This window comes from Natrinema sp. 74 (genome assembly GCF_046097095.1).
Taxonomy (GTDB): domain Archaea; phylum Halobacteriota; class Halobacteria; order Halobacteriales; family Natrialbaceae; genus Natrinema.
Genome location: NZ_CP175698.1, coordinates 2,783,336 through 2,800,676, shown reverse-complemented (window position 1 = coordinate 2,800,676; position 17,341 = coordinate 2,783,336). Strand labels below are relative to the sequence as shown.

Below are 17,341 nucleotides of genomic sequence, written 5' to 3'. Positions count from 1 at the left end.
GCAGTTGCGTACTATATCAACAGCACTGGACGTAGAGATAAACGGTTTTGAACCGTATGATCGGACGACCGTCTTATCTACGCGACTGTCTCTGTATCCAACATGAATTCGGGACGTGAGGGAGGGGGAAAACTCGTCACCGAGGAGCGGAGTCAATCGTCGATCCTCGGCCTCGTTCTCTTGATCGGAATGGTGGCAGCCGTCAGCGTTAGTCTCCTTCTCGTCGGTGGGAACACTATCACTGACGTCAAACAGCAGTCGGAACAAGAGCGGATCGAACAGTCATTCGTCGAGTTGAGTCAACAGATGTCGTCGGCCGCTACGAACGAGGACGTCACTCACGCTATGACCTTCGACTCCGGCCGATCCGGCGCGATTACGAAGACCAATGCCGGGCGGATCAAGATCGAAGCCACCAATTTCAGCGAGACGATCAAACTCGGCGCAATCGAGTATCGGGGCGATGACGGGAGCATCGTCGCCTATCAGGCCGGTGGCGTCTGGCGGGAACGCGGAAACGAGACGCGGATGATCTCTGCACCGTCGCTCGATTACGACGCCGAAGAGGAGACGCTGTGGCTCTCCGTGGTAGATATTAGTGAAGATCAGGAGCTCTCCTCGGGGACGGTAACGATGCGCCACGAAACGACCATCCCCATGCAGGATTTCGTGGAGAACGAATCGATCACGATGACGGTCACGAGCGAGTATTATCGCGGCTGGGAGTCGTACTTTCGGCATCAGGCCGGCGACGCCGTCGTTCGAAACGTCGATCACGCCAATCGGACGGTGACCGTCCGACTCGGCTATCTCAAGGCGGAGTCGGCCTTCGATTCGGGCGTGACCTACGGAGATAGTTACGACGCGCACAAGAACGCGGACGTCGACGGACCGACCACCCAGGGGACGATGCCGCCGCTCGATTCGGTCATTTCTCAGATGGTAAACGACACCGAATCGGGCGCGATGCACGTTGACGAAGACCTCGGAACGGTCGATACCACGCTCACGAGGGGGAGCGGGACGTACGTCGCAGACAGCATCGAAGAATCGGGCCATCTCCAGTTCAATTTGACCGACGGGAACGCGACGCTCATCGTCGACGGAGATATCAACGCTGACGGCCCGACGATTACCGTCACCGACTGGAGCGGGAACAACTCGCTGAAGGTGTACACGACAGGGGACCTAGACGCCAGCAACTCCGGCGACATCTGCGTCGACCCGTGCGATACCGACGTCAGCGCCAAACGGATACAGATATTCGGCACGTCGGACATGATCGTCGACTTCGGACCGGGCGGCAGCTCCCGGTTCGAAGGCGTTCTCTACGCCGCGAGTGACAGGGACAGTTGGCCGAAGCGAAATAGCTGTGACAGTCAGGTCTGCATCCACTCGAATCCTAACCTGTACGGCTCGATCGTCGCCTCATCCGTCGAAATCGGGTCCGCGAGCGCGGATCTGACATATGATTCGAGCCTTGACTCGGCCGATATCCCGCTTCACCCCGAGTCGTACGAGTTGCCGCCGCGGATCACCTATCTCAACATCGCCCACCACAAGATCGACATCAAAAACGAATAGCGGCCGTCTTACGCCGCGTTCTCGATCGTCGCCTTCACGTTTTCCCAGACCTCGTCGGGTGATTGCTCGCCGTCGACACGCTCTAGGTCGCCCTGTTCCTCGTAGTATTCGATGACCGGCTTCGTGTTCTCGTGGAAGACCGACAGTCGCTCGCGGACGGTCTCTTCGGTGTCGTCGTCGCGCTGCTCGAGTCGCTCCTCGACCTCGGGATCCTCGGGCGGATTGTACTCGACGTGGTAGATGTCGCCCGTCTCGGGATCGAGTCGCCGACCGGTCAGCCGATGGACGAGTTCCTCCTCACCGACTTCGAGGTAGAGGGCGACATCGAGGTCGGTCATGCCCTCGAGCTCCTCGGCTTGTTCTAGGTTGCGCGGGTAGCCGTCGAGAACGAAGCCGTCAGCCTGAGAGAGCGCCTCGTCGACGATCGCGTTGACGACATCGTCGGGGACGAGTTCGCCGCGGTCCATGTACTCGCCCGGCGTGTCGTACTCGGTATCCATGTCGGAGATGTCCATCTCCTTGTTGTTCCGCAACGCGTCGCCCGTGGTGATGTGGTCAACGCCGAACTCCTCTGTGATCTGTGCGCTCTGAGTCCCCTTGCCGGCACCGGGTGCACCCAGGATCAGGATTCGTGGCTGAGCCATACGGAGCCGTTCAGTGGCTGTACATAAAGGCTTAAAGAATCGGGCACGTCCCTCCGACTATGACACGCTTCGACGCCGCCGAGCCCGCCGAGCGACGGAAGCTATACGTCGACGCCATTACCGCACACCGCGAGCGCGGAAGTGGCTTCCTGACGCTTGAGGCCGACGCGGCCGCATTCGAGGAGGACGAAGATACTGATGCGGAGACGGCCGACGGACTCGGATCAGACGATGAGTCGGCGGACGAAACGGACGAATTGGGCGCACCGTGGGTCCAGTTTGGCGACGGCACGATCAATATCGACTGCACCGACGCGGAGCTCGATACGCTAAAGGCCGTCCTCGAGGAGTTCCCGGCGTTTAAAATCGACGACCTGATCCGTCCCGAGGAAGCAGCGGGGAGCAACGTTCGGATTAGCGCGAAGGCGGATGCAAACCGGATCGCACAGTTCGTCGATACGGTCTTTCTCGAGGTATACGAGTTGCCGTCGGCGGGTCGCGTCTGGGTCGTCGAGGTGTAGACTGACGTCCGACCGAGCCGGGTGACGGCGACGAGCGGTATCGGGGCACTATAATAGCACGAGTTGCAACTGCCGATATGGACTTAGAGCGAGTCACTGGTCAGCCCCATCGCTATTCGGGACTGATCACGATGCGAGTACAGGGTCCGACAGCCGGATGCTGTGGGACACCGTGGTCGATCGTTCGACGACCAGCGCTCGGCGGTCAGTTCCACTCACAATGAGCGACGAAGAACTGGCGAAGGACCTCGGACCGCTGGCCGCGCTGACCATCGGCGTCGGAACGATGATCGGGGCCGGTATCTTCGTTCTCCCGGGTGAGGCCGTCGCGACGGCCGGCCCGATGGCCGCGATCGCGTTCGTCCTCGGTGGAGGGATCGCGCTGTTGACGGCGTTTTCGGCGAGCGAACTCGGAACGGCGATGCCGAAATCCGGTGGCGCGTACTTCTATATCAACCGCGCGCTCGGTCCGCTGTTCGGCTCGATCGCCGGTTGGGGGAACTGGATCGGACTCGCGTTCGCCTCAGCGTTTTACGTCTACGGGTTCGGCGAGTACATCGTCCGGATGGCCGGCATCTCGTTCGGTCCGGTCGAACTGTCAGTGCTCTCGCTGTCGGCCGCACAACTGATCGGGCTCGGCGCGGCGCTGCTTTTCATCACCGTCAACTACGTCGGCGCGAAAGAGACCGGCACCCTCCAGAACGTTATCGTCATCACGCTCGTCGGCATTCTGACCGTCTTCACTGCGTTCGGGGTCCTGAACGCGGATCTTACGACGCTGCGGCCGATCGTTCCGCCGGACAAAGGAGTCTCCCCGCTGTTGCCGGTGACTGGCCTGATCTTCGTCTCGTATCTCGGCTTCGTCCAGATCACGTCTGTCGCCGAAGAGATCAAAGAACCCGGCCGGAACCTTCCGCGTGCTATCATCGGCAGTGTCGTCCTCGTGGCGGCGATCTACGCGCTCGTATTGCTCGCCGTCCTCGCCGCCGTCGAGACCGAGCTCGTGGCCAACAACGATACGGCAGTCGTCGACGTGGCGAGCCAACTCATCGGTCCGGTCGGAGCCGCCGCGTTGTTGCTCGGTGGGCTGCTCGCGACGGCCTCTTCGGCGAACGCGTCGATCCTCGCTTCGTCCCGGATCAACTTCGCGATGGGTCGGAACAAGCTGGTTAGCCCCGAACTCAACGAGATCCACCCGCGCTACGGGACGCCATATCGATCGATCGCGGTAACCGGTGGTTTCATCGTCCTCTTCCTGCTAATCGGCGACATTCGGACGCTCTCGACCGCCGGCAGCGTCCTCCACCTCGTCATCTACGGCCTCCTCAACATCTCGTTGATCGTCATGCGCGAAGCGAAACCCGACGGGTACGATCCAGACTACCGCGTGCCGCTCTACCCGGCGACGCCGATCCTCGGCGCGATCCTCTCGTTTGCGCTCATCGCATTCATCGATCCGCGATGGGTGATCGGCCTCTGTGTCGTGTTCGTGGCTGTCGCCGTCCTGTGGTATCTCGTCTACGCCCGCGAGAAGACCGAAGAGCAGGGCGTCCTGAGCGAGTTCATCCTCCACCGAGCCGATGAAATGCCCGAACCGGCGGTCACCGCTGCCACGACCGTCAAGCCCGACGGTGGAACTTACCGCGTCATGGTCCCGCTTGCCAACCCCGATCACGAAACGGATCTGATAACTCTCGCCAGCGCAATCGCGAACCAGCGAAACGGCACCGTTGTCGCAACACACATCGTCCAGGTCCCCGATCAGACCGCTCTCGAGCAGGGGGCCGACCACGTAGCGGAGCTCAACGCCGAATCCGAACGGCTACTTGAGCGTGCACGACAGGACGCCGAGACGTTTGGCGTCGACATCGAGACGAAGACAGTCTTCTCCCATCGGTCGTTCGAGGAGGTCTTTGACACCGCGCGGACGGACGATGCTAACCTCGTCGTGATGGGATGGGGACCACACGCACACGGACGGGCCGAAGATCGCATGGACGAACTTACCGGCGACCTCCCCTGTGACTTCCTGGTCCTCAAGGACCACGGGTTCGACACGTCGCGGATCCTCGTTCCGACCGCCGGCGGTCCGGACTCGGAACTCGGTGCCGCCGTCGCCGAACTACTGTCGACGGAATACGACAGCGATGTCTCGCTGTTGTACGTTCGCGACGATGACGAGTCCGTCGACGAAGCCGAATCCTTCCTTGAGGCGTGGGCGACCGATCACGACCTCGCAGACGCAACCCGACTGGTCGAACACGGCGACCCCGGAACGGCAATCGAGCGGGCAGCCGCCGATCACACGATAGTCGTCATCGGAGCGACCGAACAGGGACTGGTATCGCGCCTCATGGGCGGGTCACTGATCGACGACATCGCCGAAACCGTCGACTGTTCTGTCCTGCTCGCCCAGAAGCGCCACGAGCGGTCGCTTCGCGAACGGCTGTTCGGCTGATGAGGCCGGACGCGCATTGACCGAAAACGGGGTGATTTCCTTGAGTCCACGACCGGTTCGCGACCGTCGTCGGTCAGCCGATGCGAACACGTTCGTTGTAGCCTTGAATATCGAACTAGACGTGTGTATGAATACACACGAGCTGAATCGAACAACGACAGAAAAAAGGTCGCCGACTCCAATAGCACAGTGATGGAGCACGAAGGACGGTCGATGGTAGTACGGACCAAGACACGGCTCGGTATCATCCCGACAGCCGTCAGACCGGAGCTCCCGGGCGGTTTCCAAATAGATAAGTGGCCCCGGCGACCATCCACCGATATATAAGCGGCTTCAAAAGAGGTGAACACGATCTACAGCGCACTTACGACCCCGCTGCAGCAGACTCGCGTCGACGTGTTCCAGGAGATCTTTCTGGTCTTCCTGGGACTCGGGACGATCGTCGGTATCGTCGTCATCTCGTATACCCTGTACAACGCGTACAAGTATCGAGATACCGGCGAAACCGACACCGACGAGGATCTGCCATCGGTCGGGGAGTTACCGACAGGCGGAAAGGGCGGCAAGAAACTGTTCCTCTCGTTCGGCATCAGCGCGATCATCGTCATCTCGCTGGTGATCTGGACGTACGGGATGCTCCTGTACGTCGAGGATCCCGGCAATACCGGGCAGGCGGAGGACCAATTCGAAGTCGAAGTCACCGGGCAGAACTTCGCGTGGTACTTCGAGTACTCGAACGGGATTGAATCCGTACGTACACTCCGCGTGCCTGCCAACGAGCGGATCTGGATTCAGGCAACATCTGGTGACGTCTGGCACACGTTCGGCATACCCGATCAACGGGTAAAAGCCGACGCAATTCCGGGCGAGTACGACGAGACCTGGTTCGAAGCCGAGGAAGCCAACACGACGCACGAAATTCGGTGTTACGAGCTCTGTGGCAAGTACCACACCCAGATGACAGGGACGGTTAAGGTCATGAAACCCGAAGCGTTCCAGAGTTGGATGGACAGTCAGCTGGAACTGTCGCTGACGGTCCAAAATGCAAACGAGACCCCGATCACCGAGGGATACGAGCTGACGCTCGTCAGTCAGGAGTCTAACTTCAAGCAAACGTACTCGGCGAGCGAGTTCGAGAACGGAACGCTCACTCTCAACGACATCGAACAAGGCGGGAAGTACAACGTGACGGTCACGTCGACCAACGGGCAGTTCGAGAAGACGACGACGCAGTTCGACATGACTGGCCCGAACAACCCGGGCAACAAGGTCATCACGGTCGGAAGCGGCAACTCGAGTGAAAGCAACACGAATGGAAGCGAAACGCAGTCGAACGGCGGAGGTGGACACTGATGAGTGACCTTCCGCCGCGGACGACCATCAAACGGTGGCTAGTCACGACCAACCACAAGGACGTCGGCGTCCTCTATTTGGGGACGGCGCTGTTCTTCCTGCTGTTCGGCGGCCTTCTCGCGTTGCTGTTCCGGGCCCAGCTGTGGCAGCCCGGTGGGACCGGCCTGCTGACGAACGATCAGTTCTACCAGTCGGTGACGGTCCATGGACTGATAATGGTGTTCTGGTTCCTCTCGCCGATCGCGAGCGGCTTCGCGAACTACTTCATACCACTACAGATCGGTGCAAAAGATCTCGCGTTCCCGCGGCTCAACGCACTGAGTTACTGGTTCTACCTGTTCTCGGGCGTTCTCATGGGACTCTCGTTCTTCCAGGGCGGCTCGTTCATCGGCGGGTGGACGATGTACTCGCCGCTGAACGTACCCATGTACAACTCGGTGATGGAGGCGACGGCCGGCAGTAACGCGACGATCCTCGCGTTGACTCTGTTCGTCATCTCGATCACGCTCGGGTCGGTGAACTTCCTAACGACGATGCACCGGTCTCGCGCCGAGGGGCTCGGCCTCTGGAACATGCCGATGTTCTCCTGGTCGTGGCTGCTGACGATCTGGATGATGCTGTTCGCCTTCGCGGCGCTGCTGGCAGCGCTTCTGTTGCTGTCGGTCGACCGGATCTTCCTCACGCAGTACTTCGCGACCAACAAGGGCTCGAGCCTGCTATGGGCTCACCTGTTCTGGTTCTTCGGGCATCCGGAGGTGTACATCGTCTTCTTCCCCGCACTGGGGATCATGTTCGAGATCTTCCAGACGTTCACCGGACGGCGGCTGGTCGGTCGGAAGTGGGTCATCATCGCGATGGTCCTCGTGGCCGTCCAGTCGTTCCTCGTCTGGATGCACCACATGTTCCTGTCGACGATCAACCTCCCGATCAAGACGCTGTTCATGGCGACGACGATCGGGATCTCGTTACCCTTCGACCTGATGGTGTTCTCGCTGATCTACACGATGGTCAAGGGACGGGTTCGGTTTACGACCCCGTTCCTGTTCGCGCTCGGTGCCCTCGTGTTGTTCATCATCGGCGGGATTACGGGAGTCTTCCTCGGAGCGGTCGTGCTGGACTACGAGTTCCGTGGCACCTACTGGGTCGTCGCGCACTTCCATTACGTGATGGTCTCGGGCGTCACGGCCCTGGTCGGCGGCCTCTACTACTGGTGGCCCAAGATCACGGGGAAGATGTACTCCGAGCGCCTCGGGAAGCTCAGCTTCGCCGTCTACTTCCTCGGCTTCAACCTGCTGTACTTCCCGATGTTCCTCGCCTGGGAGACGCCACGACGGGTCTTCCACTACCCCGAGGGCACGCAGCTGTTCCACCAACTCTCGACCGTCGGGGCGTTCGTCTTCGGCGTATCGTTCCTGCTCGTGTTCTTCACGCTCGGAAAGAGTCTGGTGTCTGGCCCCGACGCGCCGGATAACCCGTGGGCGTTCTCGCGGACGGCCGAATGGGCGATCCCCTCGCCGCCGCCGCTCGATAACTGGCCCGACCGGCCGAGTTACGCCAGTGGGCGGCTCGAGTTCGTCGACGATGCGACGACCGCGACCGACGGCGGCGTCGCGACTGGCAAGGAAGCGGCCGGCGCAGCGACGGCCAGCCACGAGGAGGAACACGCCGATCACGCCAGTATCTGGCCGTTCGGCATCGGCATTGCGACCGCCGTGTTCTTCCTCGGTCTTAGCGGCATGACGCCGTACGTCTACACGTTCGTCAGCGAGCACATGCACGCCGGCGGGTTCATCACGCTGGCGGATTCGGCACCGGCAAAGAGCATCGTGTACCCGGCACTGACGGCGCTCGGAACCGTCCTCCTCGGCGTCACGCTGTTCAACTTCGGCCGCGAGCAGTTCGACGCACCTGAGATGGCCATCGCCGAACAGTGGCCGTTTGGCGGTATCAACAACGAGAAGCTCGGCGTCTGGTTCTTCTTGGCGTCGGACGTGGTCGTCTTCGGTGCCGCGATCGGTGCGTACGTCTTCATGCGCATCCACAGCGGCTGGCACGACTGGCACTTCGAATCGCTCACCATGGCCGGCTTGTTCAACACGTACGTCCTGTTGACCTCGAGTTTCTCGGTCGTGGTGGCCCACGTGATGGCCGAACGCGGGAACAAGAAGGGGCTGCTTGGCTCGCTCAGCGCCACAGTCCTGCTTGGACTCGTGTTCATGGGCGTCAAGGCCTTCGAATATAGTAGCAAGTTCGATGCCGGTCACTACTGGTTCAGCGGGATCGAGTACTCGTTGTACTTCGTGACGACCGGCCTCCACGCGCTCCACGTGATCCTCGGACTATTCATCGCACTGTTCATGATCTACCGGATTGTGTCGGTCGATGCGTATCTCGAGAATCACATGCCGGTGGAGTACTTCGGACTCTACTGGCACTTCGTCGACATCGTCTGGGTGTTCCTCTTCCCGCTGTTCTACCTGATGTAGCGCCTCGCCGCTACACAGGTTTCGTTCGTTTGTCGGTTCGAATTCGATCGCTTCTGGCCGAGATAACGACGCGTCTCACCGTTCTACCGCTGGATAGCAGTCGCATCTTGTGACTATCGTCGGTCGCGGGACGCCGACCAGCGAATCGGCTCCCGCTCGAGAAATGAACGAGTGTCGTCTCAAGCCGGCAGCAACAGCCGAGCACGCGTTCCAGGTTGAAGACGGTCCCGTGGGCGTCGGCCAGCCGTCTGTTTGTGTACTCGTCTCGAGTGAGGCCGCCATGCTCGAAGAAGACACGGAAGGACCGCGTCGATGAGCGCGATTATCCCGCCCAGACGAGCGCGTACACGAACGTAAACAGGAAGTAGATCAGGAAGACGGAGATAGCCGCCTTGAAGTGGAACGTAAACAGGTCGTACTCTTCGTCGTCGCGCTCCTCGTCGAAGGCCTCGCGCTCGGCGTCGGAACACTCCGCGGTGTGATCAACACCGATATGAAACGTCACGTACCGCTCGGAACGGAACGGTCGACCGCAGTACGGACAGGTCTCGCCGGGCGCTTCGTCTGCCGGTACCTCGTACTCCCGTTCGAGCGCGCCGTCGGTCGCCATTCGATCGGTTGTTGTGGCGACGCGAGCAAGTGTTTGCCGGTTCGAGGCGCGACTAGCTCGGGACGAACGGCGGGCTCATCGTCCCCTGTGAGACCAGATAGAGGCTCACCATCGTGAAGAAGACCATGACGACGATGAGTGGGTACTGACTCCTGATCGCCTGGAGTTTGCCGGGGAACAGATCGAACGAGACGGTGTGTGCGACCCACACCGCGAGGACGTGGCCGAGCAAGATCGCGGCGATCTCGAGGTAGCCGAACCAGCCCGGCAGGGCGTATCGGGTCGGGTTCGGGGGCGGATGCAGCGGCATCGCCGCGGTGTCGATCAGCGACGGCCACAGCGAGAGCCCGAAGCCGACGTAGTGAGCGAAGTGGTAGCCGGCCGCGATGGCAAGCAGCGGCGCGGCAAAGCGAAATCCGAGATAGCGCCGGGAGAGGTACGTCTCCGCGCGCTCGCGGGTCCGATCGATGGCAACCCAGTACACCTTCCAGAACAGGCCAAAGCCGCCGACGAGCAAGACGAGATAGACGAGGACCGGCGGCAGCCCGATTCCGACGAGGGCTTTGATGGTCCGGACGCCGACCGGCGTGACGATAAAGCCGCTGAAGGTGAGCTCCCAGACCAGCGCGAGGACGAAGGCGACAAGCGAGGTATCGGTGACGAGGTCGGCGTCGTTCAGCCGCGAACCGGGGTATCGAAGTTCGAACCCGTTGTCGGTTCGCTGTACGGGCGCGACGGCCCCGTACAGTCGGAACCACAGCGAGAGGGGATCTCCGCGTCGAAACCACGTTGACGGCGAGAAGATGGCCGCACTGAAGATCGTAAACAGCGAGTAGATGACGAGGATGGCCAGCAACACGTCCGGAGACGAGGTCAGCGGCGCGACGATCTCGAGCCAGACGAACGTCAGCAGCGCGACGACGGCGGGCCAGGACTTGAAGGCCGGCGGATAGGGTTCGTCGGCGGTCGGCAGCGCTTCGGCGATCCGCCGCCAGGGGTTGAGCGCCGGCCATGGGTTGCCGATGGTGTATGTGGCGATCGTCAGTAGGGCGCGGCCGGCAACGAACGTTATCAGGACGGTCGCGCTCACTAACCCGATGTTGGGCCCGACGAGCCCGGCGGCGACGATGAGCGCGAGGCCCAGCAGTCCGAGCACGCCGAACAACAGCGAGCCGGCGGCCAGCAATCGGTCTCTGGAGGTCTCGAGCGTGCGGTTATGGTAGGTCCCAATTACGTCGCGGTCGGTGACGAGCATCGTCAACAGCGCCGACGCGCCGACGGCACCGCCGCCGGTCGCGAGGTACAGCCACGTCGGAACGGTGACGTCGCCGCCCGATCCCGAGAGGCCGGAAGCGACGTTGCTGGCGGTGACGACGCCGGAACCGGCTGCGAGAATCGCGAACGCGGCGGCCAGTCCGACACCGGTCCGGCGTACGAGAGCCGAGCGTCCACTCATTGCCAGCTAGTCGGAGCGCCGACCCATCTACGTGTCGCTTCTTCCCCGTCGGCCGACGGTTCGTCGCCGTGTCCGGGTTTGGTTCCGCGTCCGCCACCACGAGTCTGCCCGTCCGGCCGTCTGCGTGATCGGTATGAGGAAGGTATAAGTATTCGTCACCCACATTCCCCACTAATGGCGAGCCTTCGGACGTACGGCCTGATTTACGTGGCACTGATACTGCTAGCGACGGGGAAGTTCGTCTTCTTCCACTTCGAGGGGATTTTCAATTACGAGATGGCGGTCGCTGGAACCCTGCTCATAGCGGTCACCAAGACGTCGCTGATCGCCGGCTACTTCCAGCACCTCAAAGACGAGCCCCGCTCGATCACCTACCTGATGCTCACCGCGGTGTTCATGGTCTTCCTGCTAACCCTCGCCGCGGGCTACTCGATCCAGTAAGCATCGTTCGCCGGTTTCGCGACTGCTCGTCTGCTCGATTCGTCCGCCTCTCGATCGTGACCGTCGATTCCGCAGCCTTGTTGCCGCATTCGGCGTCGCGGTGTGTTCGATCGCGAAACGGACCGTTCTCGGAACGCACTGAGCCGTCGGTCTCTGAACGGCCGGTGGCTTCGGGTGAGCACCGCTTTCGTCACCGATTGTCGGTCCGGGGGCAACATCCGTCTCGGCCGACGGTCGGCGACACGTTTCCGGCTCCGTCGACGGACGGCGGCCGGATTCGCCTGTCACGATTACATTCATTTCGGAATTGACGCGAGCGCGAGCCCCTTTCTATGGTCGGTGTCAGCTATTAGGCGCTCTCCGTCGTCATTACTCTCGAGTTGATACAATGGCGGACATCGGTGTCGTCCACATGGATCTCACGTCGAAAGGCGGCGGAGAAGCCGTCAGTATGAACGTACTCGAAGCGTTGGAGGACGACCACGACGTCACTCTGCTGACGCTGACCGAGCCGGATTTCGACGCGCTCAACGCGTACTTCAACACCGCGGTCGACTCGGTGACGGTCAGACAGGCGGGCCGGTTGGCACCGGCGATCAACGACCGCTACGGGCTCAAATACTACGTTCTCCAGAACGCCTTGCTGGGGCGCTACGCTCGGCGATGCGCCGACGAGTTCGACCTCCTCGTGAGTACGATCAACGAACTGGGCCTAGGACCGAACGCAGTTCAGTACGTCCACTTCCCGTTCGACTGGTCGGTCAACCTCGAGAACCGCGAGCACATCTTTCACCCGACCGTCGAGGAGGATTCCCTCTACGAGCGCGTCGCGACGCGGCTCGGCGGGATTGACGTCGAAAGCCTAACGGGGAACGTGTTGTTCGCCAACTCCGAGTGGACGGCCGACGCCGTCGAGGAGGCCTACGGCGTCCGGCCACGAATCCTGCATCCGCCGGTCGACACGAGCGAGTTCGAGCCGCGTCCGTGGGACGACCGGGAGGACGGTATCGTCACGATCGGGCGGATCGAGCGAAGCAAGCGCATCTGCGAGCTGATCGAGATCACCGACGGCGTCCGCGAACGCGGCCGCGACATACATCTTCACGTCGTCGGCCCGACCGTCGACGAAGAGTATCGCCGTGAGGTCAAGGCGATGGCCGCCGACCGCGACTACGTCTTCCTTGAGGGCGAGGTCCCCCGCTCGCGGCTGGTCGAGCTAGCCTGTAGCCACCGTTACGGCATCCACGGCAAACAATACGAGCACTTCGGGATGGCCGTCGCCGAGCTGGTCGCCGCCGGCGCGGTCACGTTCGTTCCCGAGACCGGCGGCCAACACGCCGTCGTTCGCGACCGACCGGAGCTGCTGTACGGCTCGCTCGAGGAGGCGATCGAGAGCATCTCACGGGTGATGGACGAGCCGGCGCTCCAGCGTGACCTTCGAATGTCTACCACCGAGATCCGCCGCCGGTTCGGCCGGCGACGGTTCAAACAGCAGTTCCGGTCGATCGTCGACGAGGTGCTTGCGTCCCCGACGCCGACGCCGGCCCGGCGTCCCGTCGGCGTGACGGCCGAAGACGCCTCGAAGATGGACTGATCAGTTCGCGAGCGTCTCGAAGTGGGTCTCGAGGCCGGTTACCGTCTGCCTCCACGGGTAGCGCCGTTCGACGTAGCGCCGGCCGGCCCGCCCCGCCGCGTTGCGCGCTGCGGTCGACAGCGACGCCCACGCGCACATACCGTCCGTGAGAGCGGCGACCCCGACCGATCGAGCCAGTGCCGGGCCGCGAACGTCCGCTATCGCGGACAGGCCGCCGATCACCTCGGGCGTCGCGCCGACGGGCGTGCCGAACACCGGCGTTCCGGCGGCGAGGGCCTCGAGCGTCGCCAGGCCGAACCCCTCGAGGTCGGTCGTCGGGAGGACGAAGCAGTCGGCCGCGGCGTAGACCGCGGGCAGGTCGTCGTCGGGGACGTACCCGAGGAACGTGACGGCGTCGTCGATCCCGAGTCGCGCGGCCGTCCGCTCGAGGCGCTCGCGCAGGGGGCCGTCACCGGCGACGCACAGGCGGGCCTCGGGATGCCGGTTTCGGACGGCCGCAAACGCCTCGAGCAGCAGGCCGTGGCCCATGCGCTCGCTCAGCCGGCGGACGGTCAGAAAGGCGGGCTCGCCCGGAAGCGACGGCGTGGTGGCGTCGGCGTCGAGCGTCTCGTGGACGCCGCCGTCGGCGGTCGCCGGCGCGTCGGCGGGACCGGTCTCGAGGTCGATAGGGAGCCCGGTCCCGACGTCGGTCGCAGCGACGTCGGGCGCGTATCGCTCGAGGTCGACGCCGCCGGGGATGACGGCCGGCTCGCAGACGCCGTCGTAGGTCCGCAGGAGGCGGTCGCGCATGAACGCGCTGAGCGTGACGATCCCGTCGCACGAGGCGAGGGTCCGACCTTCGATCGCGTGACGGAGTCGAGCGTTGAGTTCGCGGCGAACGTCGCTCCGGTTGCTCGAGCGCGTTCGGAGACGGTACTCCGCCGGCCAAGCGCTGTGGAAGGTACACGACCGCGGGATCGAGTCGGCGGCGAGTGCCGACAGCAGCGGCCCCGTTACGGGTCCCTGAAGGCTGAGCACGTCCGGTCGATCGCGCGAGGCGAACGCGCCGACGTGGTCGGCCGCCTGCGACAGCGACCGGGGAAGCCGCCGGCCGATCGAGAGGGCGTGTCGCTCGGCGATCTCGAGGTCGTAGCGGTGGACGTCCATGCCGGCGACGGTCTCACGCGTGGGCACGTCGCCGCGCCGGCGGGTCAGCACGGTCACTTCGTGGCCGCGCTCGACGAGGCGGCGGCCCGTCTCGTAGATGTAGCGTCCCGACCCGCCCGAGCCCGGATCGGGATAGAGATCGTGAGCGGCGATTGCGATATACACGTGGACCGTTCAGTGAAACGATGACTCGAGCCAAAAAGGCCGGCCGTGGCCATGCCGCCCGAGTACGGTGATCTGAGGGAAGCGCCACCGTCGGCGGTACACTGCAGGGGCTGGCACTATGACGGTGGCCGTGGTCGACGCCACCGTCCGATGGTACGGTACGACTTCGACGGTACGACGGCGCTGGTCACCGGGGCGGCCCGCGGGCAGGGTCGCTCGCACGCGCTGCGCTACGCCGAAAACGGCGCAGACGTCGTCGCGACGGACGTCTGTGACACCGCCGACGCATCGACCTACGAACTCTCCGGCCGCGAACAGCTCGAGGAGACGGTCGCGCTCGCCGAGGAGCGCGGCGCGGACGTGATCGGCCTCGAGATGGACGTGACCGACGAGGCCGCGGTCGAGGCGGCGGTCGAAACCGCGGTCGCCGAATTCGGCGGTATCGATATCCTGGCGAACAACGCCGGTGTCGCCCCCGTCGGCGCGCTATTGGAGATCGACGAGGAGACGTGGGACCTCGCGGTCGACGTGAACTTAAAGGGGATGTGGCTCACCGCGAAGCACGTCGGGCGACACATGATCGATCGTGGCGAGGGCGGCCGGATCGTCAACACGTCCTCGACGGCGGGGCTTGTCGCTTCGCCAGGGCTGGGCCACTACACTGCCGCGAAACACGGCATCATCGGCCTGACGAAGACGCTGGCTGCCGAACTCGCGCCCCACGACGTCACGGTCAACGCGGTCTGTCCGACCGCCGTCGACACGGCAATGACGAGTGGCATCGTCGAGAGCATCGACGACGATATCGCCGAGATCGCCGAACAGTCCGGCCCCGACAACCTCTTAGACGAGATCATGCAGCCCGAAGACGTCAGCGCCGCGTTCATGTGGCTCTCGAGCGACGACGCCCGGTTCGTCACCGGCGTCGCGTTGCCGGTCGCCGCGGGCGCGACGGCGATTTAAAGGACGAACAGTTCTTCGCGAGCCGTTATCCGGCCGCGGTCGCATCGCGTCGGTATGTCCACCTCCATCGCCGCCGTCGGCCTCGGCGGCCTCGGTCGCGTCCTCCTTCGATCGCTCGCCGACTGCGACGCCGAGATCGTCGCCGGCGTCGACGTCGCCGACGGTGCGCGCGAGCGGTTCGAAGACTCGTTCGACGCACCTGCCTACGATGACCTCGAGTCGCTGCTCGCCGCCCACGACCTCGATGCCGCGGTGATCGCGACGCCCCACGCGCTCCACCACGAGCAGGCGACGGCCTGCCTCGAGGCGGGACTCGACGTCTTCGTCGAGAAGCCGATGGTGACCGACGTGGCGGACGCGGTCGACCTGCTGCAGACCGCCGAAGCGGCGGGCCGTGTACTGGCAATCGGATACCAGCGCCACTTCCACCCGGCGTTCGTCGAGATCAAACGGATCGTCGACTCGGGGCGGATCGGCGACGTTCACGCCGCCACCGCCCACCTCTCGCAGGACTGGATCGGCATCCAGCGCGGGACGTGGCGGACGAATCCGGCCCTGTCGGGCGGCGGCCAACTCTACGACTCCGGCTCGCACCTGCTCGACGCCTTGCTCTGGACGACCGGCGCGACGCCCCGGTCCGTCTCGGCGCAGATGACGTTCGACACGCCCGGCGTCGACACCGACGCGGCCCTCGCGATCGAACTCGAGTGCGACGGCGAGCCGGTGACCGCGAGCGTCTCCGTCAGCGGCGACGGCATCGACGGCGAGCCCGCCGAAGGGTACGCCATCTGGGGCACCGATGGCCGGCTCACCTACGACGGCGAGCGGATCCGCGTCACCGAGCGCGGGTCGACCACCTACGAGACCGAGGTCCCCGAGGCCGACTTCGAGACGCTGACCGACGAAAAGCTCGAGGATTTCCTCGCGGCCGTCCGCGGCGACGGCGAGCCGGCCGTCACCGGCGACGTGGGACTCGAGATCACCGCGCTGACGGAGGCCGCGTACCGCGCCGCCGACGAGGGCCGCAGGGTCGACGTGCAGGCGTTGATCGACGAGGCTCGGACGGCCCGAAAACCGACGGCCGACTGATCGCCGACTGCGGGTCGTCCGGCCATCGCAGGCGCCGACGTTCACGTGGCCGTGACAGTCGTCAAACGCGACACTGATTGTTTTCCGTCCGATCCGCGTACGTCTGACCCGATGACGCGGACAGCCACGATCGTCGACACGTACCGGCTCGCGCCGCGAGTCAGGGGATTTCGCCTCCGCGTTCCCGACGCGGAACTCGCGTTCGACCCCGGCCAACACACCACCGTTCGGTTCAAGGCCGACGGCAAAGAGGTCGTTCGCCCGTACAGTCCGACGACCCTCCCCGGGACCGACGAGTTCGCGCTGGCGATCAAGCGGTACGAGGACGGCCTCGCGTCCTCGTACATGCACACGCGATCGTCCGGCGACGAGATCGAGCTCGGGGAGTTCGAGGGGAACCTCGCTCTCGAGGACCTGGACCGAGATATCGCCCTGCTCGCGAGCGGAACCGGCCTCACGCCGCTGCTCTCGATCCTCCGCCAGTACGCGCGAGACGGCAGTGGCGACGCGCACCTCGTCTTCGGCGAGCGGACCGCCGACGAACTCTTCCACCGAAGCACGCTCGACGAACTGGCCGCAACGTACGACTCCGTCGCGGTGACCTACACCCTGTCGGACCCCGAGTGGGACTGGCTCGATCGCGTCGGTTACGTTCAGGAACACCTCGAGGATCTCTTCGACGAGTTCGAGACGCGGGATTTCTACGTCTGTGGCGTCCCGGAGATGGTCGTCGAGACGACCGATCGGCTCCGGGAACTCGGCGCACCCGACGAGCGGATTCACAGCGAGGGGTGGGAGTCGGACGCGGTCTCCGACGAGGGGGACTGAGCG

At 63.7% G+C, this 17,341-nt stretch carries 14 protein-coding genes; 10 read left to right on the top strand and 4 right to left on the bottom strand.

The window, feature by feature from the left end:
• The first annotated feature begins 102 nt into the window (after positions 1-102).
• Positions 103-1,584, top strand: coding sequence for a hypothetical protein (locus tag ACJ70B_RS14005; RefSeq protein WP_408957610.1), 1,482 nt, complete (start codon positions 103-105; stop codon positions 1,582-1,584).
• Between the two features lie 8 nt (positions 1,585-1,592).
• Here the strand turns inward: ACJ70B_RS14005 and ACJ70B_RS14000 are convergent, their stop codons facing one another.
• A complete protein-coding gene (locus ACJ70B_RS14000) occupies positions 1,593-2,228 on the bottom strand; it encodes an adenylate kinase (RefSeq protein WP_408957609.1) in 636 nt (211 codons plus the stop codon).
• A gap of 59 nt (positions 2,229-2,287) precedes the next feature.
• On the opposite strand from ACJ70B_RS14000, the gene ACJ70B_RS13995 reads away from it, so the two are divergent.
• From ACJ70B_RS13995 to ACJ70B_RS13980, 4 genes are all read left to right on the top strand, one after another.
• Positions 2,288-2,749 (top strand): hypothetical protein, encoded by a 462-nt coding sequence (locus ACJ70B_RS13995; RefSeq protein WP_408957608.1) that lies wholly within the window; start codon positions 2,288-2,290, stop codon positions 2,747-2,749.
• A 220-nt stretch (positions 2,750-2,969) separates the two neighbouring features.
• Positions 2,970-5,207, top strand: coding sequence for an amino acid permease (locus ACJ70B_RS13990; protein WP_408957607.1), 2,238 nt, complete (start codon positions 2,970-2,972; stop codon positions 5,205-5,207).
• A gap of 342 nt (positions 5,208-5,549) precedes the next feature.
• Positions 5,550-6,560, top strand: coding sequence for a cytochrome c oxidase subunit II (gene coxB, locus ACJ70B_RS13985; protein WP_408957606.1), 1,011 nt, complete (start codon positions 5,550-5,552; stop codon positions 6,558-6,560).
• Entirely contained in the window at positions 6,560-9,046 is a 2,487-nt protein-coding gene (locus tag ACJ70B_RS13980) for a cbb3-type cytochrome c oxidase subunit I (RefSeq protein WP_408957605.1), read from the top strand. The genes coxB and ACJ70B_RS13980 overlap by 1 nt, the downstream gene beginning before the upstream one ends.
• 322 nt (positions 9,047-9,368) lie before the next feature.
• On the opposite strand, the gene ACJ70B_RS13975 is transcribed toward ACJ70B_RS13980, so the two are convergent.
• Both ACJ70B_RS13975 and ACJ70B_RS13970 read right to left on the bottom strand, forming a co-directional pair.
• The gene (locus ACJ70B_RS13975) at positions 9,369-9,656 is read right to left on the bottom strand and encodes a hypothetical protein (RefSeq protein ID WP_408957604.1); all 288 of its coding nucleotides are present in this window, start codon (positions 9,654-9,656) and stop codon (positions 9,369-9,371) included.
• Positions 9,657-9,708: 52 nt separating this feature from the next.
• On the bottom strand, positions 9,709-11,112 hold the full coding sequence (locus ACJ70B_RS13970) for a hypothetical protein (protein ID WP_408957603.1): 1,404 nt from the start codon (positions 11,110-11,112) through the stop codon (positions 9,709-9,711).
• A 174-nt stretch (positions 11,113-11,286) separates the two neighbouring features.
• Here ACJ70B_RS13970 and ACJ70B_RS13965 point away from each other — a divergent pair, with 174 nt between their 5' ends.
• Together ACJ70B_RS13965 and ACJ70B_RS13960 are read left to right on the top strand one after the other, a co-directional pair.
• Positions 11,287-11,553 (top strand): cytochrome C oxidase subunit IV family protein, encoded by a 267-nt coding sequence (locus ACJ70B_RS13965; protein ID WP_408957602.1) that lies wholly within the window; start codon positions 11,287-11,289, stop codon positions 11,551-11,553.
• 388 nt (positions 11,554-11,941) lie between these two features.
• Positions 11,942-13,147, top strand: coding sequence for a glycosyltransferase family 4 protein (locus tag ACJ70B_RS13960; RefSeq protein ID WP_408957601.1), 1,206 nt, complete (start codon positions 11,942-11,944; stop codon positions 13,145-13,147).
• Here ACJ70B_RS13960 and ACJ70B_RS13955 read toward each other — a convergent pair whose 3' ends face one another.
• On the bottom strand, positions 13,148-14,458 hold the full coding sequence (locus ACJ70B_RS13955) for a glycosyltransferase family 4 protein (RefSeq protein ID WP_408957600.1): 1,311 nt from the start codon (positions 14,456-14,458) through the stop codon (positions 13,148-13,150).
• Positions 14,459-14,608: 150 nt separating this feature from the next.
• On the opposite strand from ACJ70B_RS13955, the gene ACJ70B_RS13950 reads away from it, so the two are divergent.
• From ACJ70B_RS13950 to ACJ70B_RS13940, 3 genes are all read left to right on the top strand, one after another.
• Positions 14,609-15,421 (top strand): mycofactocin-coupled SDR family oxidoreductase, encoded by an 813-nt coding sequence (locus tag ACJ70B_RS13950; RefSeq protein WP_408957599.1) that lies wholly within the window; start codon positions 14,609-14,611, stop codon positions 15,419-15,421.
• Positions 15,422-15,475: 54 nt separating this feature from the next.
• Positions 15,476-16,510, top strand: coding sequence for a Gfo/Idh/MocA family protein (locus ACJ70B_RS13945; protein ID WP_408957598.1), 1,035 nt, complete (start codon positions 15,476-15,478; stop codon positions 16,508-16,510).
• 111 nt (positions 16,511-16,621) lie between these two features.
• Positions 16,622-17,338 carry a ferredoxin--NADP reductase gene (locus tag ACJ70B_RS13940; RefSeq protein ID WP_408957597.1) on the top strand — a complete coding sequence of 239 codons (717 nt, stop codon included), beginning with the start codon at positions 16,622-16,624 and terminating at the stop codon, positions 17,336-17,338.
• Positions 17,339-17,341: the final 3 nt, after the last annotated feature.

Excerpts from the sequence above, each read along its gene's own strand:
- ACJ70B_RS14005 (WP_408957610.1), top strand. The coding sequence starts at position 103 with ATGAATTCGGGACGTGAGGGAGGGGGAAAACTCGTCACCGAGGAGCGG.
- ACJ70B_RS14000 (WP_408957609.1), bottom strand. The coding sequence starts at position 2,228 with ATGGCTCAGCCACGAATCCTGATCCTGGGTGCACCCGGTGCCGGCAAG.
- ACJ70B_RS13995 (WP_408957608.1), top strand. The coding sequence starts at position 2,288 with ATGACACGCTTCGACGCCGCCGAGCCCGCCGAGCGACGGAAGCTATAC.
- ACJ70B_RS13990 (WP_408957607.1), top strand. The coding sequence starts at position 2,970 with ATGAGCGACGAAGAACTGGCGAAGGACCTCGGACCGCTGGCCGCGCTG.
- ACJ70B_RS13980 (WP_408957605.1), top strand. The coding sequence starts at position 6,560 with ATGAGTGACCTTCCGCCGCGGACGACCATCAAACGGTGGCTAGTCACG.
- ACJ70B_RS13975 (WP_408957604.1), bottom strand. The coding sequence starts at position 9,656 with ATGGCGACCGACGGCGCGCTCGAACGGGAGTACGAGGTACCGGCAGAC.
- ACJ70B_RS13970 (WP_408957603.1), bottom strand. The coding sequence starts at position 11,112 with ATGAGTGGACGCTCGGCTCTCGTACGCCGGACCGGTGTCGGACTGGCC.
- ACJ70B_RS13965 (WP_408957602.1), top strand. The coding sequence starts at position 11,287 with ATGGCGAGCCTTCGGACGTACGGCCTGATTTACGTGGCACTGATACTG.
- ACJ70B_RS13960 (WP_408957601.1), top strand. The coding sequence starts at position 11,942 with ATGGCGGACATCGGTGTCGTCCACATGGATCTCACGTCGAAAGGCGGC.
- ACJ70B_RS13950 (WP_408957599.1), top strand. The coding sequence starts at position 14,609 with ATGGTACGGTACGACTTCGACGGTACGACGGCGCTGGTCACCGGGGCG.
- ACJ70B_RS13945 (WP_408957598.1), top strand. The coding sequence starts at position 15,476 with ATGTCCACCTCCATCGCCGCCGTCGGCCTCGGCGGCCTCGGTCGCGTC.
- ACJ70B_RS13940 (WP_408957597.1), top strand. The coding sequence starts at position 16,622 with ATGACGCGGACAGCCACGATCGTCGACACGTACCGGCTCGCGCCGCGA.